At 48.5% G+C, this 26,955-nt stretch carries 29 protein-coding genes and 1 pseudogene; 18 read left to right on the top strand and 12 right to left on the bottom strand.

Annotated elements, in window-relative coordinates; all coding sequences use genetic code 11:
- Positions 1-21 precede the first annotated feature (21 nt).
- Genes KH703_RS07540 through KH703_RS07530 form a run of 3 tightly spaced genes read left to right on the top strand, consistent with a single transcriptional unit; the run spans position 22 to position 2,082 of the window.
- Positions 22-255: a hypothetical protein gene (locus KH703_RS07540; protein WP_005870662.1), complete on the top strand. Its 234-nt coding sequence runs from the start codon at positions 22-24 to the stop codon at positions 253-255.
- Positions 255-917: a response regulator transcription factor gene (locus KH703_RS07535; protein ID WP_297879887.1), complete on the top strand. Its 663-nt coding sequence runs from the start codon at positions 255-257 to the stop codon at positions 915-917. The genes KH703_RS07540 and KH703_RS07535 overlap by 1 nt, the downstream gene beginning before the upstream one ends.
- The gene (locus KH703_RS07530) at positions 910-2,082 is read left to right on the top strand and encodes a HAMP domain-containing sensor histidine kinase (RefSeq protein WP_304295286.1); all 1,173 of its coding nucleotides are present in this window, start codon (positions 910-912) and stop codon (positions 2,080-2,082) included. The genes KH703_RS07535 and KH703_RS07530 overlap by 8 nt, the downstream gene beginning before the upstream one ends.
- A 243-nt stretch (positions 2,083-2,325) precedes the next feature.
- Here KH703_RS07530 and KH703_RS07525 read toward each other — a convergent pair whose 3' ends face one another.
- The 4 genes from KH703_RS07525 to pta all read right to left on the bottom strand — a co-directional run bounded on the left by KH703_RS07525 (position 2,326) and on the right by pta (position 6,279).
- Positions 2,326-2,568, bottom strand: coding sequence for a hypothetical protein (locus tag KH703_RS07525; RefSeq protein ID WP_304295285.1), 243 nt, complete (start codon positions 2,566-2,568; stop codon positions 2,326-2,328).
- A gap of 6 nt (positions 2,569-2,574) precedes the next feature.
- Entirely contained in the window at positions 2,575-2,946 is a 372-nt protein-coding gene (locus tag KH703_RS07520) for a hypothetical protein (protein ID WP_304295284.1), read from the bottom strand.
- Between the two features lie 502 nt (positions 2,947-3,448).
- Positions 3,449-4,681 carry an acetate kinase gene (locus KH703_RS07515; protein ID WP_304295283.1) on the bottom strand — a complete coding sequence of 411 codons (1,233 nt, stop codon included), beginning with the start codon at positions 4,679-4,681 and terminating at the stop codon, positions 3,449-3,451.
- Positions 4,681-6,279, bottom strand: a complete 1,599-nt coding sequence (pta, locus tag KH703_RS07510; RefSeq protein ID WP_304295282.1) for a phosphate acetyltransferase — start codon at positions 6,277-6,279, stop codon at positions 4,681-4,683. The genes KH703_RS07515 and pta overlap by 1 nt, the downstream gene beginning before the upstream one ends.
- A 112-nt stretch (positions 6,280-6,391) precedes the next feature.
- Here pta and KH703_RS07505 point away from each other — a divergent pair, with 112 nt between their 5' ends.
- The 9 genes from KH703_RS07505 (at position 6,392) to KH703_RS07465 (ending at position 13,916) form a co-directional block, all read left to right on the top strand.
- Positions 6,392-7,117, top strand: coding sequence for a helix-hairpin-helix domain-containing protein (locus KH703_RS07505; protein WP_304295281.1), 726 nt, complete (start codon positions 6,392-6,394; stop codon positions 7,115-7,117).
- 451 nt (positions 7,118-7,568) lie between these two features.
- Positions 7,569-9,269 (top strand): acetolactate synthase large subunit, encoded by a 1,701-nt coding sequence (locus KH703_RS07500; RefSeq protein ID WP_304295280.1) that lies wholly within the window; start codon positions 7,569-7,571, stop codon positions 9,267-9,269.
- Entirely contained in the window at positions 9,266-9,736 is a 471-nt protein-coding gene (gene ilvN, locus KH703_RS07495) for an acetolactate synthase small subunit (RefSeq protein WP_298978262.1), read from the top strand. Before KH703_RS07500 ends, ilvN begins: the two co-directional genes overlap by 4 nt.
- A gap of 31 nt (positions 9,737-9,767) precedes the next feature.
- A complete protein-coding gene (lpxD, locus tag KH703_RS07490; RefSeq protein ID WP_304295279.1) occupies positions 9,768-10,718 on the top strand; it encodes a UDP-3-O-(3-hydroxymyristoyl)glucosamine N-acyltransferase in 951 nt (316 codons plus the stop codon).
- Positions 10,719-11,089: 371 nt separating this feature from the next.
- Positions 11,090-11,707 carry a Type 1 glutamine amidotransferase-like domain-containing protein gene (locus KH703_RS07485; protein ID WP_304295278.1) on the top strand — a complete coding sequence of 206 codons (618 nt, stop codon included), beginning with the start codon at positions 11,090-11,092 and terminating at the stop codon, positions 11,705-11,707.
- A gap of 138 nt (positions 11,708-11,845) precedes the next feature.
- Positions 11,846-12,424: an NAD(P)H-dependent oxidoreductase gene (locus KH703_RS07480; RefSeq protein ID WP_304295277.1), complete on the top strand. Its 579-nt coding sequence runs from the start codon at positions 11,846-11,848 to the stop codon at positions 12,422-12,424.
- Between the two features lie 539 nt (positions 12,425-12,963).
- Positions 12,964-13,119: a hypothetical protein gene (locus KH703_RS07475; protein ID WP_304295276.1), complete on the top strand. Its 156-nt coding sequence runs from the start codon at positions 12,964-12,966 to the stop codon at positions 13,117-13,119.
- Between the two features lie 44 nt (positions 13,120-13,163).
- Positions 13,164-13,448 (top strand): hypothetical protein, encoded by a 285-nt coding sequence (locus tag KH703_RS07470; protein ID WP_304295275.1) that lies wholly within the window; start codon positions 13,164-13,166, stop codon positions 13,446-13,448.
- Positions 13,449-13,793: 345 nt separating this feature from the next.
- Complete coding sequence (locus KH703_RS07465) at positions 13,794-13,916, top strand: hypothetical protein (RefSeq protein WP_304295274.1); 123 nt, start codon at positions 13,794-13,796, stop codon at positions 13,914-13,916.
- Positions 13,917-14,912: 996 nt separating this feature from the next.
- Here KH703_RS07465 and KH703_RS07460 read toward each other — a convergent pair.
- From KH703_RS07460 to KH703_RS07430, 7 genes are all read right to left on the bottom strand, one after another.
- A complete protein-coding gene (locus tag KH703_RS07460; RefSeq protein ID WP_304295273.1) occupies positions 14,913-16,643 on the bottom strand; it encodes a proline--tRNA ligase in 1,731 nt (576 codons plus the stop codon).
- Positions 16,633-18,186 (bottom strand): glutamyl-tRNA reductase, encoded by a 1,554-nt coding sequence (gene hemA, locus KH703_RS07455; RefSeq protein WP_304295272.1) that lies wholly within the window; start codon positions 18,184-18,186, stop codon positions 16,633-16,635. The genes KH703_RS07460 and hemA overlap by 11 nt, the downstream gene beginning before the upstream one ends.
- Positions 18,186-19,178, bottom strand: a complete 993-nt coding sequence (locus KH703_RS07450) for a polyprenyl synthetase family protein (protein ID WP_304295271.1) — start codon at positions 19,176-19,178, stop codon at positions 18,186-18,188. Before KH703_RS07450 ends, hemA begins: the two co-directional genes overlap by 1 nt.
- Entirely contained in the window at positions 19,178-19,423 is a 246-nt protein-coding gene (locus KH703_RS07445) for a DUF2018 family protein (protein ID WP_304295270.1), read from the bottom strand. The genes KH703_RS07450 and KH703_RS07445 overlap by 1 nt, the downstream gene beginning before the upstream one ends.
- A 175-nt stretch (positions 19,424-19,598) precedes the next feature.
- A complete protein-coding gene (locus tag KH703_RS07440; RefSeq protein WP_304295269.1) occupies positions 19,599-19,877 on the bottom strand; it encodes a hypothetical protein in 279 nt (92 codons plus the stop codon).
- Positions 19,878-20,217: 340 nt separating this feature from the next.
- Complete coding sequence (locus KH703_RS07435) at positions 20,218-21,132, bottom strand: HAD family hydrolase (RefSeq protein ID WP_304295268.1); 915 nt, start codon at positions 21,130-21,132, stop codon at positions 20,218-20,220.
- Complete coding sequence (locus KH703_RS07430; protein WP_304295315.1) at positions 21,133-21,492, bottom strand: hypothetical protein; 360 nt, start codon at positions 21,490-21,492, stop codon at positions 21,133-21,135.
- A gap of 192 nt (positions 21,493-21,684) precedes the next feature.
- Between KH703_RS07430 and KH703_RS07425 the strand changes: the two genes are divergently transcribed.
- The 3 genes from KH703_RS07425 to cysK are packed head-to-tail and all read left to right on the top strand — an operon-like array spanning position 21,685 to position 24,293.
- The gene (locus KH703_RS07425; protein WP_304295267.1) at positions 21,685-22,956 is read left to right on the top strand and encodes an O-acetylhomoserine aminocarboxypropyltransferase/cysteine synthase family protein; all 1,272 of its coding nucleotides are present in this window, start codon (positions 21,685-21,687) and stop codon (positions 22,954-22,956) included.
- Positions 22,956-23,369: an Rrf2 family transcriptional regulator gene (locus tag KH703_RS07420; protein ID WP_005870604.1), complete on the top strand. Its 414-nt coding sequence runs from the start codon at positions 22,956-22,958 to the stop codon at positions 23,367-23,369. The genes KH703_RS07425 and KH703_RS07420 overlap by 1 nt, the downstream gene beginning before the upstream one ends.
- 9 nt (positions 23,370-23,378) lie before the next feature.
- The gene (gene cysK, locus KH703_RS07415; protein WP_304295266.1) at positions 23,379-24,293 is read left to right on the top strand and encodes a cysteine synthase A; all 915 of its coding nucleotides are present in this window, start codon (positions 23,379-23,381) and stop codon (positions 24,291-24,293) included.
- Between the two features lie 426 nt (positions 24,294-24,719).
- On the opposite strand, the gene KH703_RS07410 is transcribed toward cysK, so the two are convergent.
- Entirely contained in the window at positions 24,720-24,884 is a 165-nt protein-coding gene (locus tag KH703_RS07410) for a hypothetical protein (protein WP_304295265.1), read from the bottom strand.
- A gap of 104 nt (positions 24,885-24,988) precedes the next feature.
- Between KH703_RS07410 and KH703_RS07405 the strand changes: the two genes are divergently transcribed.
- From KH703_RS07405 to KH703_RS07395, 3 genes and pseudogenes are all read left to right on the top strand, one after another.
- Positions 24,989-26,185, top strand: coding sequence for a replication-associated recombination protein A (locus KH703_RS07405; RefSeq protein WP_304295264.1), 1,197 nt, complete (start codon positions 24,989-24,991; stop codon positions 26,183-26,185).
- 2 nt (positions 26,186-26,187) lie between these two features.
- Positions 26,188-26,544: an MmcQ/YjbR family DNA-binding protein gene (locus KH703_RS07400; protein WP_297896650.1), complete on the top strand. Its 357-nt coding sequence runs from the start codon at positions 26,188-26,190 to the stop codon at positions 26,542-26,544.
- A gap of 116 nt (positions 26,545-26,660) precedes the next feature.
- Positions 26,661-26,955, top strand: a pseudogene (locus tag KH703_RS07395) (hypothetical protein); the annotation flags it as partial.

Genomic DNA, 26,955 nt, shown 5'->3' with positions numbered 1-26,955 from the left:
ATTTCTTTTAAGGAGTACGTAATGAAAAAACTTACTTTGTTTGCGCTTAGTGCGCTATTTGCTGGCACTTTTGCCGTAGCTGCCGACATGGGCATGAAAGATGAGATGAAGGACGCCAATACATCAATGCATAATAGTGCGAAAGAGATGAAAGGCGATATGAAGGATATGCACAAGGATGCTATGAAAGAGGGTAAACATATGAAGGATGAGATGAAAGGCGAAATGAAAAAAGAGATGAAAAAAGAGATGTAGTGAGTAAAATTTTACTCGTAGAGGACGATGAGACGCTTTGCGATCTCATCGGTGAATATCTAAAAGACGCGGGCTTTGACGTATGCGTTTGCAGCGACGCTCAAAGCGCCGCGGATCTTGCTTATGAGCAAAAATTCGATCTTTTTATCTTTGACGTAAAAATCCCCAAAGGTGACGGATTCTCACTTTTAAAAGAGCTGCGCAAGAGCGGCGATCGCACCCCCGCGATATTTGCCACGTCGCTAAATACGCTCGATGATCTTGAGGTCGGTTTTAAAAGCGGCTGCGACGACTATCTCAAAAAACCGTATGAACTAAAAGAGCTGCTGCTGCGCGTTAATTCGCTCATAAAGCGAAACTTCAGCCATAATTTTGATGATTTTGTAACTATTGACGACGAGTTTAAATTTTATTTTGCAAGCAAAGAGCTACGCAGATCGGGCGTGCCCGTCGCGCTTTCAAACAAAGAACGCGAGCTGCTGGCGCTTTTTTTGCAAAATAAAAATAGGCTTTTGAGCAAGGATGAAATTTTCTCCGCGATCTACGCTTTTGACGAAACTCCGAGCGAGGAAGCGCTACGAACTTATATCAAAAATCTACGCCGCGTCCTAGGCGAAGAGCACATCATAAACCGCCGCAACGCAGGGTATCTGTATGTCTGAAAAGACCGCTTTAACGCTTAAAATTCTATCTTTATATCTCATTTCAAGCGCGTTATTTTTAGGATATTTTTTCAAGATAAATTACAGTATGAACGAAGCCGCGCTACTTTCGCACAGGATAAAAGAGCTAAAAGAGATCAAAATGATGATCTATATGAAAGCGAGTATGGACGGGCTGGAATCGCTAGCGGACTTTGAGCGCGAAAAGGGCGTGAGTGCGTGTATATTTAAGCCAAACTCTGATGAAATTTACGGCTGCGGTGGTGAACTCGGAGCGCTTGATAAAGCGAAGCTAAAAGCGGAATTTATAAGTGGCGGTAGGCTAGGAATTTATGAAAATCTGCAAAATATGGAGGAGCGAAATGCCTTTTCCAAGGCTAAAATCATTCTGCTTGGAAGTAGCGTGCAGGGCGAAATTTTAACGCTTCGTATCAAAACCGCAGCGATGATGATAGCGCTTTTGGGCGTGATTTTAGCCGTGGCGTTTTATCTGGTGCGGCTAGGCACCAAACCGCTTTACGATAAGATCGACACGCTAAATCGCTTCATCAAGGATAGCACCCACGAGATCAACACTCCGCTTAGCATCATCTCTATGAGCGTTGAGACAATGCGGCACGCAGAGCTTGGAGAATACAACGCCAAGCGCGTCGCTAATATCGATCTTGCCGCCAAGACGCTTTCGCGCATCTACGAGGATCTCGTGTTTTTGACCTTCGGTATGAATAAGGATGGCGAGATTAGCTCGATCGATCTAAAAAGCCTCGTCGCTTCGCGCTGCGAATACTTCGCGCCGTTTATTCAAAAACGCAGACTAAGCCTTAAAACAGATCTTTCGGATGCGAGCATGAGCGCGAACGTCTATGAAATTTCGCGCCTGATTGACAATCTGCTAAGCAACGCCGTAAAATACGCCGATGCAGGTGGCTATGTGGATGTGCGGCTAAGGCGCGGCGAGCTAGCGATCTCAAACAGCGGCGAGGGGATCGATAAGAAAAGGGGCGACGAAATTTTTAGGCGTTTTGCGCGCTTTAACTCAAGCGAGGGCGGCTTTGGAATCGGGCTTAGTATCGTAAGCGAGGTCTGCAAAAAATACTCCTTTTCTATCTCCTACGACAGCGTGCCGGGCGAGATAACGACCTTTCGCCTTACGTGGCGCGAATAAAATTTTAAAATTTAGTGAAATTTTAAAATTTAAAAGCGGCCGCTTGCGGTTTAAATTTAATCGTCGTTTGGTCGCTTAAATTCCGCGCAAAAAAATTCTAATTGCAGGGCGTTTAAATTTAATCGTCGCTTGTCTTTGTTCTAAAACGGAGCGTGGAATTTTATCAGTCGCTCGCTTTGCGCTCGTAAAATGACCCTGAAAGTTATTGGTGCGGAATTTTATTCGTCCGAGATTTTATAAAATTTAGCTTTTATTTCTCGATAGATATATCCAGTGGACTGTATTACTGAATAAAATCGGAACAGACATACCAAAAAACATTGAGCCGCCTCCAAAAAATGATAGCCAACCAAACAGGCTTTCTCTGCTCGCAAAAGTAGGAAATATCCGTCCGCTGCCTACTTTGTGTGGGATGCCGTTTATGGCAAAATCGGCGTAGAAATAATTATTTAGAAGCCAATAGATAAAAGGTATGCCGATAAGCATAATTAGCTACGTCTTGACGGCGGGAAGCTCTTTTTCGTATAAGAATACGGCGATTGGATAATACACGCAGCTTAGCGCGAAAGCCATTAAAATAGGTACCCACAATGCCGCGACGTAAAATTCCGCAAGCTGCGTGTGCGGGCTTATTTTGCCGATCGCGGCGATGTTTGGAAAAAACCGCTTCATAAATCCAACGAAGTCCGCGCATGCCGCACTTACGTCTAAAATGTTTTCGGGCAGCACGAATACGCTAAGCGCAGTGATCGCAAACAGCGTAAAAACCGCCGCGTAGAGCCGCCCGAAAAATTTAGTAAATTTCGTATCGGGATACGGCGCCTCTTGCTCTTGCGTGCCTTGAGAATTCGGCAAATCGCTCATCGTTCGCTCCTTTAATAAAATTTGCGCGTCAAAACCTGGCCACGCTAAATTTTAAAATTTTATGCCTTATCGTTCGGTAAAATTTCACGACGAGGACTTGCTTTGGAATTTTACGGTCTAATTTGAAATAAAATTTATTAAATTTAACCGAGCAATGCTTTTTTGCAAACAAAGAGTCGCCGCTTCTAACGCGCAGTGATCTAGGCGGGGTTTGGGCGGCAGACCTGCTTGCGGTTGCTAACCGAAGCAAAGTAAAAGGGCGCTTCGTAAGTAGAATCCCTTCCGCCCCCGAGGAAGAATTTAAGCTTTATCGAGAAAAGCGCAAACTCGTATGCAGTGTAGCAACTTCGCGTATCGTCGGAGCGAGAAAGCCCCTAAAATAAAGAAAGCCCTTTCATTTCACGCAAGCTCACAGCCAAGACCCAAAATTTAATTGCCTAACAAAAAAGGCAAGTTAGCGTCGCTGCTCGCAAAATAACCGCGGAATCCCGCTAGATCAAATTTAAAATTCCGAGTATTTCTGATAGTCGATCTGCGCGGAGTTTTTATTGATTGTATCGACCGTGGCTTCGGCGATCGCGAGCTCCTCGTTGGTAGGGATTACGAGCGTTTTGATTTTACTATCCGCCGCGCTTAAATTTCTAATCGATCCGGTATTTTTTGCGTTTTTTGTCGCATCGATTCCGATGCCGATATGAGCGAGCTTCTCGCAGACATTTTGTCTAAAATGCGGTGCATTTTCGCCGATACCGCCGGTAAAGATCAAAGCGTCCACGCGCCCGAGCACGGCATAATATGCCCCGATCATCTTAACGACGCTGTAAACGAGCATCTCAAACGCAAGTTTCGCGCGTGGCTCACCGCCTTCCATCTTTTCATATACCTTTCGCAGATCGCTTGCGCCGCAGATGCCCAAAAGCCCGCTTTTTTTGTTCATTATGACGTCCATATCCTGCGCGTTGTAGCCCGCGACGCGCTCGATGTATGGGATGATCGCAGGATCGATCGAGCCGCATCTGGTGCCCATGATGATGCCTTCAAGCGGCGTTAGCCCCATTGAGGTGTCGATACACTTGCCGTTTTCTATGGCGCTTACGCTCGAGCCGTTGCCAAGATGTAGCGTAATGGCGTTGAAGTTTTCGTATTTTTTACGCAAAAATTTCGCTCCCATCGTCGAGACGAACCAATGCGATGTGCCGTGCGCGCCGTAGCGACGAACCTTATATTTTTCGTAGAATTCATACGGCAGCGCGTACATATACGCATACGACGGGATGCTTTGATGAAAGATCGTATCAAAAACTGCGACGTTTGGAATTTTTGGAGCGATCTTCAGGCAGGATTTGATGCCTGCTAAATTTGCGGGATTGTGTAGTGGTGCAAGCGGCGCAAGCTCTGCGATTTTAGCCATTACGTCCTCATCTATGAGTGCAGGAGCGTCGAAATAATCCGCACCCTGAACGATGCGGTGTCCGATACCGCCTACTTGAGTTAGATCTTTGATTACTCCGCTTTGTTTTAAAAGATCGATCGCAATCGCAATCGCGGTTTCGTGATTTGGAATTTGCTCGTTTTTAACCTTTATGCTTCGTCCGTTGGCGCAATTGATGCTTCCGCTTGCGTGCGTCGAGCCGATCTCCTCGATGAGCCCGCTTGCGATGCAGGCGTGATTTAGCATATCGTGGAATTTAAATTTAACCGAGCTCGAGCCGGAATTTATGACTAGGATATCCATTAATTCTCTCCTGCTTGAATGGCGCTGATAAGTATCGTGTTTACGATATCGGCGACCTTGCAGCCGCGGCTTAGATCGTTTACCGGCTTTTTTAAGCCCTGCAGAATCGGCCCGATCGCCACGGCGCCTGCGGTGCGCTGAACGGCTTTGTAACAGATATTTCCGCAGTTAAGATCGGGGAAGATAAATACGTTCGCGCGCCCTGCGATTGCGGAGCCTGGCATTTTTTTCTTAGCGACCGCCGCATCAACCGCTGCGTCGAATTGCAGCGGTCCGTCGATTAAAAGCTCGGGCGCCTTTTCGCGCGCTTTTTGCGTCGCCGTTTTGATAAATTCTACGCTCTCTCCGCTACCGCTATCGCCGCTGGAGTAGCTTAGCATCGCCACGCGCGGCTCAAGCCCGGACGCCTTTGCGGTCGCGGCGCTTGAAATCGCGATACCTGCCAGATACTCTGCGCTCGGGCTCGGCGCTACGGCACAGTCGGCAAAAAGCAGAGCCTGCGTATCCAGGCACATTATAAACGCGCCGCTAACGGTCGCGATGCCGGGCTTTGTCTTGATGATCTGAAGCGCAGGGCGGATCGTCTCCGCAGTAGTCGTGCCGGCACCGCTTACCATCGCATCGGCCAGCCCTTCATACACGAGCATCGTGCCGAAGTAGGTGCGATCGCGCACTAAATCGCACGCCTGAGCCTCGCTCATACCCTTTGCCTTGCGAAGCTCATATAGATCGCGCGCAAATTTTTCTAAGCTCGTATCCGTCTGCGGATCTAAAATTTTAACGCCCGCTAGATCGAGACCCAGCTTGCTTGCGTTTTTTTGCACTTCGTCTTGCTGCCCTAGAAGGATCAAATTCGCAGCACCGCTTTGCTTTATAATCGCAGCCGCGCGCAGAATTCTCTCGTCGTCGCTTTCTGGAAGCACGACGGTTTTAATGCTCGCGCGAGCCTTGGCGTAGAGCTTACTTTCAAATTTCAATGGGGTTAGAATTTCACAGCGCGTAGAGTTTGCGGCGTCCGTGAAGTAGCTTTTGTCGGCAATGACTTTATCAAGCTCTATCGCGCCGCTTTGGCAAGCAGAATTTTCGTCGTGAAATTTTGTGCCCTTTTCGCAGGCGGAATTTTTGCCGCAAAGCTCCGATTTTTTAGAATTTGCACCCTCTTGCACAGGTCTTAGCGCGGAAAATGAAATTTTATCCTCATATACGCTGGCAAAGCTTACTGCTTTTGCTGCGGTGATCAAGCGTGCGCCGATGCGCGCGGCAATTTCGTTAGGATAAAATCCGCAAACGGGGATATTTAGATCCTTCGCGATTTGTAAATTTAGCTCGCGCAGATCGGCTCCCGCCACGCCGCGAACCAGCACAAAATTACACTGCTCTAAAATCTGCGCAAAGCGCTCTATCGCCGCCTTTCGCACGCGCTCATCCTGCCCGTTTGCAAGCGCTTTTTCAAGCTCGCTCCTGCTAAAAAGGGCATTGTCGCCAGCGATGCAAAGTTGCAAAACGTTGTGAAAGCTCATGGATAAAATTTTATCTAGTTTTTTTATCTCGGATTGGTAAGCGGCGGGCTCGTCGCATAGGAGCAAAATTCCGTTCATCGGTTGATCCTTTGAAATAAGATAGGCAATTGTAGCAAAATTTTGCTTGCGTGTTAATCAAAGATTTATCGTGAGGGTTTAGAATTTGGTAACTTCCAACAAAGGAGCGCACATGAAAAATTTAGTGATTTTGGCTCTTTTAGTGAGCCTCGCCGCGGCGAAAATCAACATAAACGAAGCTAGTCGCTACGAGCTGATGACGATCGGTGGGCTTGATGCGGGTAGGGCGGATATGCTTATGCAATACCGCCAAAAGCGCGAAATTTCAAGTGCAGATGAGCTAAAGGGCATCAACGGCTTTGCAAGTTACGATACTGCTAAACTGCAGAAGAGCTTTGAAATATCGCCTAGAGCTAACGTGCAGCAGCCGGTGCAGCCCGATCGCGACATAGTCGTAGTCGAAAAGACCCGAACCCGCACGGTTTACGGAGGCTCTACTTACAAACGCGTTGAAAATTACGGCAATGGCATCACGATCACAGAGACTGGCACTTTACCGCCACCTCCTCCGCGAGGATATGGTAGGCACGGCGGCATGATGCCGCCGCCTCCCCCACCTCCTGGCGGTATGCCACCACCTCCGCACGGAGGCATAAAACCGCCTCCTCCACCTCCACCGCCACCTCCGCGCGATGATTATTCTCGCAGGAGAAGTTCTAATAGTATGAGCGATAGCGAGATTGGCGGAAGTTCGCGCCGTAACATGCCGGTGCCTATGCATATGGGAACGATCCGCTCGAAAAGATCCAGTAGCGTCACAAGCTTCGGCGACTGCGATCCGCAAAGCGGCAACTGCGCTAGTGTAGGCGTGGGCGTGCAGGTAGATAGAGGATTTTAAAATTCATTTTACGCGGGCGGAATTTTAGGATTTTAAATCGAGATTCCGCCCGCCCTAAATTTACGGCTAAATTTTAAAATTTCGTAACGTAGAATTTAAAATTTACACAGGAGTGCTCTGCACTACGATAAAATTTCAAAGAATTTTATAAATTTAATCCAAGCCTCGCATGGTAAAATTTTAAGCCAAAATTTTACGTTAAAACTGATGCGCTGCGTTTGGTCGAAACAAATCTACACTTTAAAATTTTAAATCCGAACATCCCGTCCGTTTTAAATTTATGGCTAAATTTTAAATTTGCTTTTTCTACTCTTGCTAAATTCTGAAATTTTGCCCCGTCTACGCCGCTATTAAATTTGAAATTCGACCCGATTTAGCGCCTAAAATTCGTGAAATTTAATTTACAAAATAATATAATCACAAAATTATTCCAATGAAACAGGATGGGCGTATGAAAGAAATTAGCGGATCGCAGATGATCGTGGAGGCGTTGCGGCAGGAGGGGGTCGAGGTGGTTTTCGGCTACCCGGGCGGCGCGGCGCTAAACATATACGATGAAATTTACAAACAAAAATACTTCAGACATATTTTGGTGCGCCACGAGCAAGCTGCGGCGATGGCTGCGGACGGATACGCGCGCGCTAGCGGCAAGGTCGGCGTGGCAGTCGTCACGAGCGGCCCCGGATTTACAAACGCGCTTACGGGGCTTGCTACGGCGTATAGCGATAGCATCCCGATCGTGCTTATTAGCGGGCAGGTGGCGACCTCGCTCATTGGCACCGACGCCTTTCAGGAGATCGATGCGATCGGAATTTCACGTCCTTGCGTCAAGCACAACTATCTAGTTAAAACGATCGAAGAGCTGCCTAGAATTTTAAAAGAAGCCTTTTATATCGCTCGCAGCGGCAGACCTGGACCCGTGCACGTCGATATTCCCAAAGACGTAACGGCGAAGCTTGGCGTTTTTGAATATCCTAGCGAAATCAAGATGCAAACTTACAAGCCGAATTATAAGGGCAACGCTAAGCAGATCAAAAAAGCCGTCGAGCTAATCGCAAACTCCAAAAAGCCTATCCTCTACATCGGAGGCGGCGTTATTAGCGCGGGCGCAAGCGAGCTGGTTCGCGAGCTTAGCGAGTTTGCGCAGATCCCGGTCGTGCAAACCCTTATGGCGCTGGGAGCCGTGCGAAGCGATGATAAATTAAATTTAGGTATGGTCGGAATGCACGGCAGCTACGCCGCAAATATGGCGCTTAGCGAGTCTGATCTGATAATCTGTTTGGGCGCGAGATTTGACGATCGCGTCACGGGTAAGCTTAGCGAATTCGGCAAAAACGCAAAGATCATCCACGTCGATATCGATCCTAGCTCGATCTCAAAGATCATAAACGCGGATTATCCGATCGTGGGCGACGTGAAATCGGTGCTAGAGGAGATGCTGCCGCGTATTAAAAATGAGGTTAGCCCTGCAAATTTCGAGCAGTGGCGCGAGCTCATTCGCAAATACAATGAAATTCACCCGCTTAAATTTAACGACAGCGATGAAATTTTAAAGCCGCAGTGGGTTATCCAAAGCACCGCAAAAATCGCGGACGAGGACGCCATCATCGCTACGGATGTGGGGCAGCATCAGATGTGGGTCGCGCAGTTTTATCCGTTTTGCAAGCCGCGCACTCTGCTAAGTAGCGGCGGGCAGGGCACGATGGGATACGGCCTCCCTGCGGCATTGGGCGCGAAGGCTTATGCGGGAGACAGACCGGTTATAAATTTCAGCGGCGACGGTTCGATTTTGATGAATATCCAAGAGCTGATGACTGCGAGCGCGAGCGGCTTAAACGTCGTAAATATCGTATTAAATAACAATTTCTTAGGCATGGTGCGGCAGTGGCAGAGCCTATTTTACGGGCAGCGTTTCTCATCGACCGATCTTAGCTCGCAGCCTGATTTCGTAAAAATTGTCGAGGGCTTCGGCGGCGTGGGCTTTAGCGTTAGCACCAAAGCGGAATTTGAAGACGCGCTGAAGCAGGCTCTTGCGAGCAAAAAGGTAAGCGTCATCGAGGCTAAGATCGATCGCTTCGAAAACGTCTGGCCGATGGTGCCCGCAGGCGGCGCGCTTTATAATATGATTTTTGAGCAGGAGTCGCAAAGATGAATAGCATAAGAAGAATAATCTCGGTCGTCGTTACCGATGAGCACGGCGTTTTGTCGCGGATCTCAGGGCTTTTTGCGGGGCGCGGCTATAATATTGACAGCCTCACCGTTGCACCTATCCCAAATACCGGTCTATCGCGCCTTAGCATCGTCACTTCGGGCGACGAGCGCGTCATAGAGCAGATCACTAAGCAGCTTCATAAGCTGATCCCCGTCTACAAGGTCATCGAGGATGCAAAATTCGTCGAAAAGGAGATGGTTTTGGTAAAGATCGCGCTGGGCGAAAATTTAGCGGGGCTTGATGCCGTTTTAAAAGCCTACAACGGCAGCATCGCAAACAGCGACGACAGCAAGATCGTCATCATGGCGTGTGATGACGCAGACCGCATCGACGGCTTTTTAAAGACGATAAAAAAATACAATCCAATCGACATCGTACGCGGCGGCAGCGTCGCGCTGGATATGTAGGCGGCGATAAAATTTAATCAAAGGAGCGCAAATGAAATTATCAAAAATTGCCGAAATTTTAAACATAGAGCTTAGCGGAGCGGACGCGGAGATTACCGCGATAAATTCGCTTCAAAACGCAAGGCAAAGCGAGCTAAGCTACTGCGATAGCGACAAAAACGAGAAATTTTTATCCGCCACCAAAGCAGCCGCCGTATTGGTAAAGTGCGGCACTGCGGTTCCAAACGGCGTGCGAGCGCTGGAGTGCGAAAATCCGCACCTGGCCTTTGCGATTTTAAGCGCGCATTTTGCCAAGCCCCTCATTCGAAAAGGTGCGCCCGCAAAGATCGCCGCTAGTGCGCAGATCGGGCAGGGCGTGCATATCGGCGCAAATTCTACGATCGGCGAGAACTGCGTTATCTTAAGCGGCGCATACATCGGCGATGACGTGCATATCGGAAGCGACTGCATAATCCACGCAAACGCCGTCATCTATAACGACGCGATCATCGGCGAGCGCTGCATAATCCACGCAAACGCCGTCATCGGAAGCGACGGCTTCGGTTACGCGCACACCAAAACGGGCGAGCACGTTAAAATTTATCACAACGGCAACGTCGTGCTACAAGACGAGGTCGAGATCGGCGCGTGCACGACGATCGACCGCGCGGTGTTCGGCTCGACGATCGTTAAGCGCGGCAGCAAGATCGACAATCTCGTTCAGATCGGGCACAACTGCGAGCTTGGGCAAAACTGCCTCATCGTCTCTCAGGTGGGGCTTGCGGGCTCGACGACGCTTGGGCGCAACGTCGTGATGGGCGGACAGAGCGGCAGCGGCGGGCACGTAAGCGTGGGCGATTTCGCTCAGATCGCGGCGCGCGGCGGCATAAGCAAGGATCTAACGGGTGGCAAAAACTACGCAGGGCATCCTATAATGGAGCTTAGCGAGTGGTTCAAGCTGCAGGCTAAGATCGTTAGATTTTTTAAAGATAAAAAGCACTAGCTGTTTTGCCTTGGTTGATTAGATCGATTGGCTTGATTTGATCGTTTTGATCGTTCGCTCTGATCGACTCCTCTAGCTAGCTTAATCTAACAGGCTCGCGTCGTTTCAGTGAAGTTTGAAATCGCCAGGCAGTTGGTGATTGTGGAGTGGTTTGCGTTGCCGTTTGGGTTTTGGCGTATTTTGTAATCGCTGCGGCGGTAAATTTTGCCCTTTTATCGGCACAATTCTGTCCGCGCTATTTTTCATCGTGCGCTTGCTTTGTGGGCGCGGTAGAATTTACTCTGCTAGTTTGGGTCGCATTGCTCGCAGTCATTGCGGCAAAGCTTTACGAGCGCTTTTAAATCAGCGCAAATTTAATTAAAGGAAAAACAATGATAGAGATGTTTTTATGCTCCTATTTTGCGGGTGCGGCGACGCTTTTTGAGGACTATGCGAGACAAAATATCCGCGCTAAGGAGGTGCTTTTTATCCCGACCGCCGCAAACGTAGAGGAGTACCGAGACTACGTGGACGAGGCGAAAGAGGCGTTTGCCAAAATGGGCTTTGAGGTTCAAATTTTAGACGTTTCCAAAGCGAGCGAGGCCGAAGCGAAGGCAAAAATCGGCGCAGCGCAGGTGCTTTACGTAAGCGGCGGCAACACCTTTTATCTTTTGCGCGAGCTTAAAAAGAAGGATCTCGCAGGCCTCATCGCTAGTCGCGTCCGAAGCGGCGAGCTCGTATACGTGGGCGAGTCGGCAGGCGCGATGATCGCTGCACCCAGCGTGGAGTACGCGAGCGCGATGGACAATGCGGGCGACTACGGGGCTGCGGCGCAAACAGGGCTTGATCTGGTGAAATTTTACCCCGTACCGCACTACGGCGAGGAGCCTTTCGTGCAAAGCGCGGCTGAAATTTTAAAAATTTATGGCGGCAAGCTAAATTTGGCGCCGATAAATAACGCCGAAGCGATCGCGGTGCACGGCGATAAATTTGAAATTTTGGGGCGGTAAACTGCGGCGTGAAAGTAAAATTTAGTAATTAAACGCTTCATAAAATTTACGCTTACATTTTCGCATAGGGCTGTGAGGTGAAATTTTAACTTAGGTGTGCGAGTGTCGCTAACGAATAAATTTAATCAAAGGATTAAAATGAAAATACTACTTATCAACGGCGGAGCGCCGTTTAATGGCAAAGGTGGCAAGCTAAGCAATACTCTGCACGAGCTAGCCAAAAAGACGCTACAAGCCCTAGGGCACGAAACGCGCGAAACTACGATACATGAGGGCTACGATATAGAAGGTGAGGTAGAAAAATTTCTATGGATGGATGCCGTGATCTGGCAGATGCCCGCGTGGTGGATGGGCGAGCCTTGGCTAGTCAAAAAGTACGTGGACGAGGTGTTTATGGGCGGCATAGGCAAGATAGTGGCAAACGACGGACGGCACGGCGCAAGCCCAAACGACGGCTACGGCACCGGCGGACTGATAAAGGGCAAATCTCACATGCTAAGCGTTACTTGGAATGCGCCGCTTCAGGCGTTTGAGAAGCCAGGCGATTTTTTCGAGGGCGTGGGCGTGGACGGCGTTTATCTGCATTTTCATAAGGCAAATGAGTTTTTAGGCACGAAAAGGCTGCCTACTTTTATGTGCAACGACGTCGTTAAAAACCCTGATGTGGAGCGTTTTATGAAAGATTACGAAGCGCATCTAAAAAGGTTTTTCGGCTAGTCTTAACGGACTCAAACGAGTTTATCTGCTCGTAGTACAGCGCCAGATGAGCTAAAGCAGATTTATAAGATTGCTTCTTAAGCTCGGATATTACAACGCTTATGAAAAGTACTTGTTCGAGTGTGGCTTGCGACGCACGAGGTTTTCGCAAACGAGATTCGAGCTTTGCTCGGCTGACTGACACTGCGTGATGTGCAGGAGGTGTGAAATTTGCGGCGTTGCGGTGTGAAATTTCGAGTCTTGCGGCGCGCGATTTATGCAGTCACTATATAAAATTTCATACGGCTGTCGCAGCTTTTAAGTCTGTGCGAAATAAAACTTGCGAAACGACGTGGCATTTTGCGATCGTTTTGAATTTTGCAAATGCGCTGTATTTTGGCTCGGCGCGAGATAAAATTTTGTGCGGCGCACTTTTATATGATGTACGCGTCTGGCTTGCCGTTGCTCGTTAGCGCCATGTCAGCGAGTGCTAAGCATGGATGAGCGCGATGGCTGGCTCGTGTAACTATTAGCGTGAGTGGCTTTAAGAGGCGCGATGTGTGTTTACAGGGGAAGAGATGCTAAAAATCGATATGCTTGAGTTTTTTCGCTCGGGCGAGTTTACTGACGTAAAAAGCGGCTTGAGCTGCGCGCAGATCGTCGCGATGTTCGGTCCTGCGGATGCGAGCTTTAAGAGCGCGGGGCTGAAATTTTAAGATACGGCGCCTTTGAGTTTCACTTTTTTCGGGACGAAATTTTTATGATTTTTTCGGATCATTTCAGAAGTGAGCCTCTAAATTTCGGCGGCGGAAGCGCGCGGCAAATCGAAATAGAGCCTTGGATATTATCGGGCTGTCCTGCTCCCATCGACCTTGCGGCAGTGAAAGGCGCTTTAAATCGTAAGCGGATCGAGTATCGCGAGCTCGCAACGAATGAGGGTTTGGAGTTAAACTTAAGCAGCGGCGTTACGCTTGCATTTGAAAGCTTTAGCGGGTTGGGCGAGTCCCGCGGCTACGAACTTGCCGCATTTTGGATAAAATTTTAGCGGAATTTAAAAAGAGAAATATTTCTTTCGTGCGCTTTTTAAATTTAGCTTTTAAATTTACTCTTCGTCGAATGAAAATGAATGAAAATCCAAGACGAACTTCGGCAGAAGCGGCGCCTTGTATCGCGCACGGCGACGGAAAAACCGAGCCGCATTAATTGCAAAGGTACGATTTTAAAGATCGCGATAGCCTGGAGTGATACGGCTTTGTTTTTATGCCGATACGGCGTGCCAGGATAAAGCGCCGAAATAAAATTTAAACAAAAGAGGTTTGATGTTTTTTGATACAAAATACGATGAAAAAAAGATCGCTAGCTTTATCAGATGAATACGCTTTTAAGATGTGTGCTGTTGTTTTTTATCCTTGGCGCGGGCGCGGCGCTGTATATGTCCTACACCGCGGTGCTGCCGTCTAGCCCCGAGTATTTGCAGACCATAGAGGGGCGCGTCATATGTGCAAACAAATAAGAGCAGAGGGACTAGTTATTATAAGTTAAATTTGGTGGATGGCGCGCTTAAGCAGAGGCGTTTTTCTTTAGATGTTTGCAGCACTGAAATAGAGACGGATACAAGGTCGCGATATACGACAAGGACGTAAAAATTTGGTACCAAAGGATCGGGGGCGATACCGACCTTGCACGGCAGATCGCTCTTAAAGACGGACAAATAGTTTTAAAATACGATTATACTTTTGCAACCAGGTTTTATTACGATACCATATCCGATTCCTATAGAATCACATATTTGAAATGGGGCGGCGGTGCGCTTGCGCTTTTGATTGTTCAGATCGTTTTGACTCGGATAGCGAGGAGAAAATACCGCGCCAAATGGGGCTACTACGAAAAACCTACGAATAAAATTTAAAATCGGTCGTCGCCAAATAAATTTAAGCAAAATTTTGACCGGGTAGAATTTCGGATCGGCTTTTGCGCGCCGATTAAATTTACGCGCCAGTTACGCCGCGAAATTTAAATCTTAAATTTAAATAGCGAAATCAAAGGAGCGAAAACGCTGCTTAAATTTAGCTTTTTAAAAATCGTTTTAGTAAAAGGGCGGACAGAGATCGGGGTTTTATCAAAGAATTTTGTTTTTGGCAACTTCTGCGGGAAGTGGTCAAAACGCGCTTTTTACTTGCGCGGTCAAGTTGGTACTTTAAATTCTCGCCTTGAAACAGCGGTTTGGCTGTCGATGTAATCTTAGTCACAAACTCATACTTTAAAATTTAGCTTTAGTGAAATGGCAGTGCAGCTTAAGTGTAAATTTTATCGTTGTGCCTTGAACAGTATATCTACGCGATAACATAGTAAATTTATAAAATTTTATGCTCCGTCCGAGTTCAAAAACCTGTTTTCGTGCGGCTAGCACGGTAAATCTATAAAATTTCACGCTGCGCAGCGCAAGAAAAATCGGTCTGTAAATTTCTCAAATAGGCGTAAAAATTTAGCCCAAATTTAAGGCTAAATTTCAGGCGCTTCCTAATTTTTTCTTGATTAATTTTTTCTCGATAAATTTTAAAATTTCATCAGCGCTTACGCTCTGCCGCTTTAGACCTGCGCGAGTGATGAACTCGACACTTCCCTCTGCTAGGGCTTTGCCCACGAGTACCGCATACGGAAAGCCCATCAGCTCGAAGTCGTTCATCTTCACGCCAAAGCGCTCCGCGCGATCATCAAGTAGCACGCGGATACCGCGCTTGCGGCACTGCTCGTATAGCTGCGAGGCAAACTCTACCGCCGCCGCGTCTTTGTGATTTGAGATGATGATCTCAAGCTCGAAAGGCGCTAGCTCGCGCGGCCACACGCAGCCTCTCTCATCGTGGCTGCTTTCGATCGCCACGGCGATTAGGCGGCTTGCGCCGATGCCGTAGCAGCCCATAAAAAACGGCTGTGCCTTGCCGTTTGCATCCAAAAATCGCGCCCCCATCGGCTCTGAATATCGCGTGCCGAGCTGAAAGATATGGCCCACCTCGATGCCTTTCGTGATGCCAAGCTCGCCGCCGCAGCACGGACACGCATCGCCCGCGCCCACGGCCGCGAGATCCGCAAAGCGCGATTCGTTAAAATTTATCACGCTTGCGCCCACGTAGTGGTAATCCGGCTCGTTCGCGCCCGCGATCATCTCGCGCACCCCTTTTAGCTCGGCGTCGATGTAAAATTTCGCTCCCTCGCCGAGCCCGAAAGGTCCGCAAAAGCCCGCCGTAAAGCCAGCTCGCGCGATCTCCTCCTCGCTGGCATCGACTAACTCAAGCGCGCCGCAGGCGTTTTGCGCCTTGGTCTCTTGCAGCTCGTCGCAGCCGCGGATAAAAAACGCTACGATCTCGCTGCGATCCTCATATAGCGCTTTTTTGATCACCGCCTTGATGGTGTAGAATTTATCCACTTTAAAAAATTCCGCGACCGCGTCGATCGTTTTCATCGCGGGGGTTTTAAATTTCATCATGCCGTCGGTCTCGGGCGCGGCGGCGTTCGTGGTTTTGGGCGCACGGCGCGCAGCCTCGATATTTGCGGCATACTCGCAGCGCTTGCACACGACGATATCGTCCTCGCCGTTGTCCGCTAGCACCATAAACTCCTTACTGCCGCTGCCGCCGATCGCGCCGCTGTCCGCATCGACCGCGCGAAAATTTAATCCAAGTCGCGTAAAAATCCGCGAGTACGCCTGCCTCATCACCTCAAACTCGCGCTTCATATCCGCAGCGTCCGCGTGGAAGCTATAGGCGTCCTTCATCGTAAACTCACGGCCGCGCAGAAGCCCAAAGCGAGGGCGCGCCTCGTCGCGGAATTTCGTATTGATCTGATAGATATTTAGCGGCAGCTGCTTGTAGCTCGTGATCTTATCCGCGATCATCAAAACCGCTGCTTCCTCGTTAGTTGGGCTTAGCACAAAGTCGTTATCTTTACGATCTTTGAAACGCAGCAGCTCCTTACCGTATTTGGCGTAGCGACCGCTTTTTTTCCACGCATCCGCGGACGTCACGACGCTAAAAGAGACCTCCTGCGCGCCTGCAGCGTCCATCTCCTGCCTGATGACGGCGCAGATCCGCTCTAGCACTATCTTTCCTAGCGGCAAAAAATTATAAAGCCCGCTGCCCAGCTGCTCGATAAATCCCGCGCGGATCAAAAGCGCGTGGCTAGGTAGTACCGCGTCTCTGGGGGCTTCTTTTAGGCTCGGAGCGAAAAGCTTGCTAAATTTCATTTTGTTTGTCCTTTTTCTCGTTTTCTTGATTTAAAAATTTTTCGTAGTTTTCTTGCAGTTCAAAAATTTCGACCAGCGCATTTACCGTGCCGTCAGTATCGTCCGCTTCGCCAAGGTTTTTTAAATTTACCGTCGGAGCATGCAGAAATGCTTTAAAAACCTGATGAATTAACTTGCGCGCCTCCTCTGCATCGCTGTGCTTTAGATAACCCTTTTTAAGCGCCTTGGCTAGCTCTAGCTCGGCTACTTGTTTCGCGCTTTGGCGCAAAGCCTTGATGATCGGCGTGGATGCCGCCGCCCTCAGCCATTTGAAAAATTCATTCGTGCATTTTGCCACGATCGAGTAAGCGATCTGCGCCTGCTCCTCGCGAAGCAGCAAATTTTTCTTTACGATCTCCTCCAGATCATCGACGCTGTAAACCTCGACGTCCTCGCTTTGGCTAAGCTCTACGTCGCGCGGCACGGCTATATCGAAAAAATATCGCTTAAAGCTTTTGGGCTCAAGCAAGCTATCGGTAATGATCGGCTCTTGCGAGCCCGTAGCGCTGAAAAATAGGCTATTTGCGTTCAGATATTTTTTCAGATTATCCAACGCGTCGGTCTTGATATGAGCTGCGCAGATATTTGCGCCGTCGCTTAAATTTGCGCCGCCTTTATCATCGCGGCTCGCACGGTCGCTCGCCGTAGAAATTTTATTCGTAGCCGCGCAGCCATCTGCGTCGCCGTTTGAGCCTGCTTCCGCGCAGTTTAAACCTGCGCTGCCGTCCAAATTTACGCCGCAGTTCGCGCTCATGTTATTTAGATTAACATCCGCGCGATTTAAATCTGCACTATTTTCCGAATTTGCGCCGGCTTCCGCGCCGATCAAAGAATCCGCCAGCCTCTGCGCGCCGGCTAAATTTCGATTTAAGATCGTGATATTCGCGCCGTTTGCGAGTAGGTGCTTGCACGCCAGCTCGCTCATCTCTCCCGCGCCCACTACCACGGCGTCCGTGCCTTGCAAGGAGCCCAGTCTGCCCTTTGCCATCGCCACGGCGACGCTTGAGACCGAGATTGGATTTTTTGAAATTTCGGTTTGGTTGCGAATGCGCGCCGCGCACTTTAGCGCTTCATCTATCGCTCTTGCGATCTGCGCGCCGGCGCGAGCGTTTTGCATCGCGAATTTATAGGCGTCTTTGAGCTGGCCTACGATCTGCGTTTCGCCCACTACGAGGCTGTCAAGAGAGGCTGCGACGGCGAAAAGATGGTGTATCGCGCCGTAATCCTCGTAAATATCGGCACGCTCGGCTAGCTCGTCGTAGCTCACGCCGCTAATGCGCGAAAGTGCCAAAAGCACGAACTTTTGCGCTTCATCAAAGTCGCTTACGACGGTAAAAATTTCTACGCGGTTGCAGGTGCTTAGTACCAAGCACTCCTCTATCGCGGAGTTTGAAGCTAAAAGGCGCAAAATTTCTTTCTTGCGCACATCGTTTGAAAACGAAAGTTTCTCGCGCACCGTGATGTCCGTGTTTTTGTGGGTGAAGCTCACGCTCATATACGCCATCAAAACTCCCTATCTATCATATCTCGCACGATTTGCTCCAGCTTGTCGTTTTTAAATTCCGCCACGGCTTCAAGCGCCTTTTGCCCGTAGGCGCGAGCTTCGTTTATACAGCGCTCGATGATGCCGTGCTCGCTAAGCTTTGTCTTGATCCATGAAATTTCGCTCTGGCAAAGCTGCTTTTTAAAAAACGATTTTAGCTTTTGCCGCTGCGCATCATCTAAATTTTCGTATAAATAGATGTAGGGCAGGGTGGTTTTGCCCTCCGCAAAATCGCTCAGGCTCGGCTTGCCTAGCGTTGCGGAGCTTTGCGTGACGTCTAAGATGTCGTCGATGATCTGAAAGGCAAGCCCTAAATTTTTGCCGTATTCGCCGAATTTTGCGCTCGCGCTTGAAATTTCATTATGATCTTTCGCGGCGCTTGGAATTTCGATCTTGTTTTTTGCGCAGCTCATATCTGAAATTTCGCCGTGATTTTCTGCGTCGCCGAATTTTAAAAATGCCCCGCAGCGCGCGACCTCTTCGATCAAGGCGGAGGTTTTTAGATAGATCATTTGCAGATATTTGCTCGCATCGTCGTTGAAATCGTCGCTTAAGCTTACGTCCATCAGCTCGCCCACGGCCAGCTTCGTGACGGCGCCCGAAAGCGCGGCGGCGATGCGGCTTTCAAATTTAGAAAGCTCAAAGTATGCCTTGGAATAGAGTATGTCGCCCAGCATCACGGCGTTTTTGGAGCCGTAAGTGGCGTTGATCGAAGGTTTGCCGCGGCGCACCGAGCTTTCGTCGATGACGTCGTCGTGCAGCAGGCTCGCAGCTTGAATGAGCTCGATGATCGCGCACAGATGCAGCGATTTTTCATCTTTTTGCGCGATGTTTAGCAGTAGCTTGGAGCGCAGTTTTTTGCCGGGGCTTAGCCTATCAAACATCTCGTTAGCGGGCTCGTAGCCGCAGTCTGCGATGAAGTTTTTCATAATTAAATCGATTTGATCTAGCATTATTCGTTGTTGCTTAGGATATTTCCGCTCATTTGCAAAAATTTGTCGTTTAGCTCGTCTTGTAGATCTTGCTGTGCGATGAAGCTTTTGATCTCGCGCTCGCTAATGCCGCGCGTTTGGCAGAGCCGCTCACAGGCGATTAGGCGGATTAGAGCTTCTTCGATTTCGTTTTGCACTAAAGTAGGGCTTGCAGCGGATAAAATTTCAAAAAATTTCTCTCTTGGGCTGCCTTCAAAAATATCCATTTACCTTCCTTAAAATTTCGCGATTATAGCAAATGTAAAATTTAATTTAGGTTAGGGCGCGGCAAACTATCGGTGCTTTTAAACAGGAGCGATTACGCAGATTTTGCACTTGCGTGTGGTAAATTTTAAGCTTAAGCGCGGGATTTTGGGCTTTAGATTTCGCAATTTTAAAATTTTACTTTTTTGCGAGATAAGTAGAGCGAGCGAAATTTAAAAATTTAATCTTGGTCGCGTGGCGGATTAAACGCGAAGCTTTGTAGATAGGCGGAATTTTAAATTTACAGATAAGCGGCTTGATTTTTGCGGAAATTTTAAAATTCCGTGGCACGAGTGAAATTTTAGATTTCGCTTGAGTGGATAGAATTCCGCTTTGTTTGAGCGCTAAAATTCTTGGATTTCGCGCAGGATTTGAAATTTCATGGACGCAGTAAAATTCCAAAATCGCGTTTGGCATTAAATTTTAAGCCTGATTTTTGAGGTAAATTTTAATTAACCCGCAAGAGGGCGTCTTTAAATTTTAAAATTCCGCCACCTTTTACAAATAGGATTTTCATTTTTCACGCAGTTGAAATCGCGCACCACAAGAGCTACTTTTAAAATTTTAAATTTCACTCGCGCAGATGAAATCCCGGTTTTTGTGCTGGCGGAATTTTCTGCGCAAGGATTATTTTTAAATTTTAATTTCGCTCGCGTTGCGCGCAAGGATGGAATTTGCTCCGTTTTAAGAGTTAAGCGTGATTTTGCCATGCTGCAATACTGCTTTTAATTAGCTATGCCTAAAAAGCCAGGCTGTTTTAAATTCCGCCGATGATTTCGCGCGCTTGCGCGATGCTTAGGGCATTGCGACTTAGTTCGCTAGGCTCGCCAAACCCCCAGCATACCTGCAAATACTCAAGTTTTGCGCCTCTTAGATCTGCCAAGTTTGCCTGAAAATGTCGCGCTGCCGCAGTTTGTGCGCTTTCCGTCGCTTCTGCTTTTGCGGAAATTCTGGCGCCTTTAAAGCTTAGCGTTGCCGCCTCGCCAGCGTTCGAGTCGTTAGAGCGGAATTTTTCATCCGCGTTAAGATTTTTGCCGCAAGAGCTTAAGCTTCCACTGCTAGCGCTGAAATTCTTTTTACTAGTGTCACGGCTGGCATTTAAGCTCTCATCGTCATTGCCGCCTTGAAATTTTAAATTTTGTAAAAAATCCGCGCCACGGATCGCGGCTAGCTCATCTTTTTTGCTATCACCCAAAAAAATCGCGTTTTTGTGCGGTGAGCGCGAGATTACGTGTAGCAGCATCGCAGGATTGGGCTTTGATGGCATCTGCTCGTCCGCGCCTACGACCAGATCAAATAGCCTGCGTACGCCCGTTTTTTCTAAGATCGCGCTTATGGTATAGGAAGGCGCATTGGAGGCGACTGCGAGGAAAAATCCTGCTTTTTTGCACGAGTGCAAAAGATCTTCGATACCCTCGTAAAGCACGGCAAAATCGCGGTAATTGCTTACGAATTCTTTCTCGAAAAAAACAAGCTCTTCGGCGCTCGCTTCGGTTTTGCCGTAAAATTCCAAAAATGCGTTTTTGCTAGGATCGTTGATGGTGTGAACGATGAAATTCTTTTGCAGTGGCGCTAGGCCGTAGAGCTCGCGGCGAGTGTTATTGACGCTGATTTCGATCGCGCGCGAGGAGTCAAGCAGCGTGCCATCCATATCAAAAATCACGGTTTTCATCTAATAATCCTTTAAAAAATCGATTTTGTGCTTGTCTTTTTTGTAACTTTTATTGTTTTTGAGCTTTTGCAAGGCGTTTGCTTCATGCTGTAGCGCCGATCTAAACGCGGCATGGCTGGTCTGTCCTGCCTCGCTAGCATCAAGGACGTTTTTAGCAAAGCTCTCAAGCGCCTTGGTGTATGGGCTATCGAGATTTACAGCGGCCGCTTTAGATAAAATTTCGTAGTTTTTAGCTATTCGCTTCGCAAAAAGCTCTGCGTCGAAATCCTCGCGCTTTAGCAGTGCTACGGCGGATTTTACGAAGCGTTCTAATGCGCGGATATATTTAACGCGCTCATCTTTTTCTTTGATTTGCATGATCTTTCCTTAATTAAAGCGCGCATTATAGCAAAATTCGAAATTTTGGCAAAATTACGCATATTGTAAAACTATATTTTAATAATATTTTTTCTATAAATCCCGTTATTATAGGCATTTTAAAACCATATAAAAATACTTGACTTTATTTTAAAATTTAGCTATTATTCGTCAAATTTTTTACAAAGGACAAAAATGCAAAAAGAAACCCTTGCAACTCATTTTGGTTACGACTCCGTCGCCGGCTACGGCACGATGGCAGTTCCCATTTATCAAAGCACCGCGTTTAACTTCGGTTCTAGCAAAAAGGCCGCCGATCGCTTCGCGCTGCGTGATTTAGGGCCGATTTATGGGCGTTTGACAAATCCTACTACTGATGTTTTTGAGGCGCGACTTGCGGCGCTGGAAAACGGCAAAGCCGCCATCGCGGTCTCTAGCGGGCAGGCAGCAATATTTTTTGCGGTAGCAAATTTAGCCGCAGCGGGCGAAAATATTATCATCGCCGAGAAAATTTATGGCGGAGCAACTACGCTTTTGGCGCACACGATCAAGCGTTTCGGCATCGAGGCTAGGGTTTTTGATTCCGAAACTGCGGATAATTTGGATGGTTTAATCGACGATAAGACTAGAGCGATCTTTTTTGAGACGCTTTCAAATCCTCAAATTTCGGTTGCAAATACCGCTAAAATCGCTACAATCGCAAATAAGCACGGCGTAGTAACGATTGCGGATAACACGATCCCAAGCCCTGCGCTTTACAATCCGCTTGATGACGGCGCCGATGTCGTAATCCACAGCGCTAGCAAATATATAAGCGGGCAGGGGCTTAGCATCGCAGGCGCGATCGTTTCGGGCAAGGGATTAAATTCCAAGCTCAAAGGCAATCCGCGTTACGCACATTTCAACGAGCCTGATGAGAGCTATCACGGCTTAGTTTATGCAGATTTAGTAGATAATTTCGACATTTACACGCTTAGGATTCGTTTGTCCCTGCTTCGCGACATCGGCGCGACGCTATCGCCGTTTAACGCGTTTCAGCTCATTCAGGGGCTTGAAACACTGCCGCTTCGTATGCAAAAACACTCGCAAAACGCGCTAAAGATAGCAGAATTTTTACAAAATCATCCGAAGGTAAAGCAGGTCAATTATCCGGGGCTTGCAAGCTCGCCGTTTAATGCCGCGATCAAAGCGAAATTTAAAAACGGCTATGCAAGCAGTTTGATGAGTTTCATCGTAGATAGCGAAGAAACAGCGCTAAAGGCGGTTAGTAAGGTTAAAATTTTCTCCGTCGTAGCAAATATCGGCGATACGAAGTCGATCATCACTCATCCTGCGAGCACGACGCATTCGCAGCTAAATGAGGAGCAGCTAAACCGCGCTGGCGTGCCTGCGAGCTTAATTCGCCTAAGCGTGGGTATAGAGGACGCGAATGATTTGATTTCCGATCTTAGTGAGGCACTGAAATAATGGCACTTTTAAGCACAAAGGGCGTTTATGGGCTGGCTGCGATTTTGCAGATCGCCAAAGCTAGCGAAGTAGCGCCAATAAGTATAAAAGAGATCGCCGAGCGTACGGGAGTTTCTAAGAATTATTTGGAGCAAATTCTAAATACCCTTAGAAACGAAAAGCTAGTGTGTAGCATCAAAGGTAAAAACGGCGGTTATCACCTAGCCAGAGATGCTAGCGAGATTTCTTTCGGTGAAATTTTTACCGCGCTTGAAAAGGATCTGCGGATGACTAGCATTCAGATGAGTGATCCTGGACTGCGGGCGTTTTTTGAAAAATTTGACGTCAAGCTGGCAGAGATATTTAACGAGCCTCTAAGCAGCTACGAGGAGATGATGGCGCGAAGCGTCCAGTATTTAAATTTCAGCATTTAAAGGAAAAACATGAAAATAGCAAACGATGTTACGGAGCTCATCGGCAATACTCCGTTAGTCAGAATCAATACGTTTGGCAAAAATGCCCTCATTCTAGCCAAGGCGGAATTTTTAAACCCAAGCCACTCGGTCAAGGATCGCATCGCATGGCAGATCGTAAAAGACGCGCTAAGCTCAGGCAAAATCGATAAAAATAGCGTTTTGATAGAGCCTACCAGCGGAAACACGGGTGTGGGGCTTGCGATGATTGCAGCAAAGCTCTGTATGAAGCTCATTCTAACGATGCCAAGCTCGATGAGTATCGAGCGCCAAAAGCTCATCGCCGCATTCGGCGCTAAAATCGAGCTGACCGATCCGAAATTCGGAATGAAAGGCGCGGTAGATAGGGCAAATGAGCTGGCTGCGAGCACTCCAAATAGCTTCATTCCGAGCCAGTTTGATAACCCAAGCAATCCAAAGGCGCATTTTCAAAGCACTGGACCTGAGATTTGGGAACAAAGCGGCGGCAAGGTAGATATTTTAGTCGCGGGATTTGGCACCGGCGGCACGCTCAGCGGCACGGCGAAATTTTTAAAATCTAAAAATCCAAACCTCAAAGCCTACGGCGTGGAGCCTGCTAGCTCGCCGCTTCTTACGTGCGGCAGTGCGGGTGGGCATAAAATTCAGGGCATCGGCGCAAATTTTATCCCTGATAATCTTGATAGAAGCGTCATCGACGGCTTTTTGAGCGTTGAGAACGACGATGCGTTTGCGGCAGCTAGACAGCTGGCACAAAAAGAGGGCTTGCTCGTGGGCATCTCAAGCGGCGCGAACGTTTACGCAGCCGCGCAGATCGCCGCCAAGCCCGAGAACAAGGGAAAAGTGATCGTTACGATCCTCTGCGATACCGGCGAGAGGTATCTTTCTACTGAGCTTTTTAAATAGGCGGCGGTTTTGCGTGGGTGCGGCGTTAGCGCGGTAATTTTTACGCATTTTACGCGGGCGCGCAGCTTCGCGAGATTAAATTTACGCTGGCGCCGGAATTGGCGCGATGAGTTTTGCGCGATCGTGCGGATTATTGCGACGATTGCGCGACTATATTTTACATTTTTGCGTTACGTAGGCGCGAGATTAATACGTTTCTGCGCGAGCGAGGCGATAGTCGCGATGGTCGTGCGATGATTTTATGAGAGCGAGACGATTTTTAGCTTTGCTGATTTTGTGTTTATTGATTTGCTAATTTGGCGGCTCGTCGCCTGCCGCGAGATAAAATTTAGCCCCAAAATAGGGCTAAATTTTAAAATTTCATCTTACGCGCCTAGCTGATTGCGGGCGCGCTATGTATGACGGCGCGACCACGCAATGCGGGCATTAAATTTTAAAACCGCTAGGCCCGCCAAATCTGCGCGATCTGTTTTCGCCGCAAAATTTTATATCGCCAGCTCGCGCGCGGCATAAAATTTTAAAATCCTGTCTAAAATTTTCAAGTCTGCTGCGCGCCGCAAATTTCAAGCTCTCACCGTGTATAAATTTCAAACCCTCGCCGTATGTAAAACCCAGACCGCTCTTTAAATTTAGCCGAATTTCAAAATTTAATCATAAAAACGCTATCATCGGGGCAAAATTTTTAAGGGTGTAAAATGAGTTTGAGCTTGAAATTTCGCCCCAAAAGCCTTGATCAAATCGTGGGGCAGGGCAAGATCGTAGCGGTTTTTAAAAAATTCGTCGCCGCAGGCAGCATTCCGCACAGCATATTTTTCGGCGCCGCAGGCAGCGGTAAAACGACGATGGCGCGCGTGATCGCAAGCGAGCTGAATTACGATTTTTACGAGCTTGACGCCACGAGCCTGAAGGTCGAAGATATCCGCAAAATTCTATCCTCGCACGCCGGCTCGCTCATCAAGCCGCTCATTTTCATCGACGAGATCCACCGCCTCAGCAAGACGCAGCAGGAGGTGCTGCTCATCCCGATGGAGAACTACGCCGCGATCATCATCGGCGCGACGACGGAAAATCCGCAGTTTGTGCTAAGCAGCGGCATCCGCTCACGCTCGATGATCTTTGAGTTCGAACCGCTTAGCTACGAGGATTTGGAGGCGCTTTTGTCGCGGGTGCAGGGCGAGATCGGCTTTGAGATGGACGAGGAGGCGCGAAAATACCTGCTAAACTCTAGTAGCGGCGATGCGAGGAGTATGTTAAATTTGCTGGAATTTGCGCTTTTAGCAGACAGCGCCATTACGCTGGATACACTTCGCACGCTGCGCGCAAATGCCGTCGCTGCGGGCGTTAGCAGCGACGATCTGCATTATGAGCTTGCTAGCGCGATGATCAAAAGCCTGCGCGGCAGCGACGCCGACGCCGCGCTGTATTACGTCGCGAGGCTGATAGATGCGGGCGAGAGCGCGGATTTTATCGCGCGCAGGATGGTGATCCTAGCTAGCGAGGATATCGGCAACGCCAATCCAAACGCCCTAAATATCGCCGCCAGCACGCTAACTGCCGTCAGCAAGATCGGCTACCCCGAGGCTCGCATTATCTTGGGGCAATGCGCGATCTATCTGGCGCACAGCCCCAAATCAAACGCCGCGTATTTGGGCATCAACGCCGCTTTGAAGTTCGTCCGCTCCGCTGCACCGCTACTTACGCCGCGCTATCTCATCAACTCGGACAAGCAGATCGTAGACTACAAATACCCGCACGACTTCGGCGGCTGGGTCGAGCAGGCCTATATGAGCGAGGCGGCGAAATTTTACGAAAGTAAAGGGATCGGTTTTGAAAAGACGCTGGATGAGTGGTTGGCGCGATTGCGCAAAGAAAAGATCGATATCAAGGAGTGAGAATGAACTTCAGCAGCGTCCTAAAACTAATGAAGCAGCGCTACGGCGCGGATGGCGAGTATCTGTGGGATGAATATCCGAATTTTGCGGTTTTTCGTCACGCAGGAGGGAAGCGCAAGTGGTTTGCGCTTTTGATGCGCGGGCTTGCAAACGAAAAGCTCGGTCGCGCACTTCCTGGCTCAAGCGACGTGATAAATTTAAAAGTTTCGCCCGATTTGGCGGCAATTTTGCGTGACGAAAAAGGAATTTTTGCAGCCTATCATATGAATAAAAAGCACTGGATCAGCGTCTGCCTTGATGCGGTGCCGCGCGAGCAGATAGAGGATCTAATCGAGCATAGCAGGGAGCTTACGAGGTAGAATTTGCGCCTGGGCTCGGTTTAAATTTGCGTGCGAAAGAGGCTAAATTTGAACCGAGAGCGCAAATTTTAACGGCTCACAAAGCTTAAATTTAAAAATATTCGCAAGGAGCGCGGATGAATGAGCAAAATTTGAAATATATCGCAAATTTAAAAGCGCAGGACGTGCCGTGGAGCAGGCTCACGACCGCTTACGGTAGGGCGAGCGAGTTTGCTGAAATTTTTGAGAAACTCGCGCGAGCAATCGAAGCTTGTAATGCGCCGCGCAGTTCGGGCGGTGAGCAAAATTTAAAAAGCGAGCCCGGTGCAGGGCAAAATTCTACGGATGCGGCAAGATGCGGCGCGGCACAAAATTCCGTAAATTTAGTGCAAAATAGCGAGCCTAAATTTGAAATTGCGGATATCAAGGCGG

The organism is Campylobacter gracilis, from assembly GCF_018374135.1.
Taxonomy (GTDB): Bacteria; Campylobacterota; Campylobacteria; order Campylobacterales; family Campylobacteraceae; genus Campylobacter_B; species Campylobacter_B gracilis_A.
The sequence above is the reverse complement of the archived record's forward strand: the minus strand, read 5'-3'. Positions and strand labels throughout refer to the sequence as shown.

Coding starts and splice junctions, on each gene's coding strand:
- KH703_RS07540 (WP_005870662.1), top strand. CDS start 22: ATGAAAAAACTTACTTTGTTTGCGCTTAGTGCGCTATTTGCTGGCACT.
- KH703_RS07530 (WP_304295286.1), top strand. CDS start 910: ATGTCTGAAAAGACCGCTTTAACGCTTAAAATTCTATCTTTATATCTC.
- KH703_RS07525 (WP_304295285.1), bottom strand. CDS start 2,568: ATGCTTATCGGCATACCTTTTATCTATTGGCTTCTAAATAATTATTTC.
- KH703_RS07520 (WP_304295284.1), bottom strand. CDS start 2,946: ATGAGCGATTTGCCGAATTCTCAAGGCACGCAAGAGCAAGAGGCGCCG.
- KH703_RS07515 (WP_304295283.1), bottom strand. CDS start 4,681: ATGGATATCCTAGTCATAAATTCCGGCTCGAGCTCGGTTAAATTTAAA.
- pta (WP_304295282.1), bottom strand. CDS start 6,279: ATGAACGGAATTTTGCTCCTATGCGACGAGCCCGCCGCTTACCAATCC.
- KH703_RS07505 (WP_304295281.1), top strand. CDS start 6,392: ATGAAAAATTTAGTGATTTTGGCTCTTTTAGTGAGCCTCGCCGCGGCG.
- KH703_RS07500 (WP_304295280.1), top strand. CDS start 7,569: ATGAAAGAAATTAGCGGATCGCAGATGATCGTGGAGGCGTTGCGGCAG.
- ilvN (WP_298978262.1), top strand. CDS start 9,266: ATGAATAGCATAAGAAGAATAATCTCGGTCGTCGTTACCGATGAGCAC.
- lpxD (WP_304295279.1), top strand. CDS start 9,768: ATGAAATTATCAAAAATTGCCGAAATTTTAAACATAGAGCTTAGCGGA.
- KH703_RS07485 (WP_304295278.1), top strand. CDS start 11,090: ATGATAGAGATGTTTTTATGCTCCTATTTTGCGGGTGCGGCGACGCTT.
- KH703_RS07480 (WP_304295277.1), top strand. CDS start 11,846: ATGAAAATACTACTTATCAACGGCGGAGCGCCGTTTAATGGCAAAGGT.
- KH703_RS07470 (WP_304295275.1), top strand. CDS start 13,164: ATGATTTTTTCGGATCATTTCAGAAGTGAGCCTCTAAATTTCGGCGGC.
- KH703_RS07460 (WP_304295273.1), bottom strand. CDS start 16,643: ATGAAATTTAGCAAGCTTTTCGCTCCGAGCCTAAAAGAAGCCCCCAGA.
- hemA (WP_304295272.1), bottom strand. CDS start 18,186: ATGGCGTATATGAGCGTGAGCTTCACCCACAAAAACACGGACATCACG.
- KH703_RS07450 (WP_304295271.1), bottom strand. CDS start 19,178: ATGCTAGATCAAATCGATTTAATTATGAAAAACTTCATCGCAGACTGC.
- KH703_RS07445 (WP_304295270.1), bottom strand. CDS start 19,423: ATGGATATTTTTGAAGGCAGCCCAAGAGAGAAATTTTTTGAAATTTTA.
- KH703_RS07440 (WP_304295269.1), bottom strand. CDS start 19,877: ATGCCAAACGCGATTTTGGAATTTTACTGCGTCCATGAAATTTCAAAT.
- KH703_RS07435 (WP_304295268.1), bottom strand. CDS start 21,132: ATGAAAACCGTGATTTTTGATATGGATGGCACGCTGCTTGACTCCTCG.
- KH703_RS07425 (WP_304295267.1), top strand. CDS start 21,685: ATGCAAAAAGAAACCCTTGCAACTCATTTTGGTTACGACTCCGTCGCC.
- KH703_RS07420 (WP_005870604.1), top strand. CDS start 22,956: ATGGCACTTTTAAGCACAAAGGGCGTTTATGGGCTGGCTGCGATTTTG.
- cysK (WP_304295266.1), top strand. CDS start 23,379: ATGAAAATAGCAAACGATGTTACGGAGCTCATCGGCAATACTCCGTTA.
- KH703_RS07405 (WP_304295264.1), top strand. CDS start 24,989: ATGAGTTTGAGCTTGAAATTTCGCCCCAAAAGCCTTGATCAAATCGTG.
- KH703_RS07400 (WP_297896650.1), top strand. CDS start 26,188: ATGAACTTCAGCAGCGTCCTAAAACTAATGAAGCAGCGCTACGGCGCG.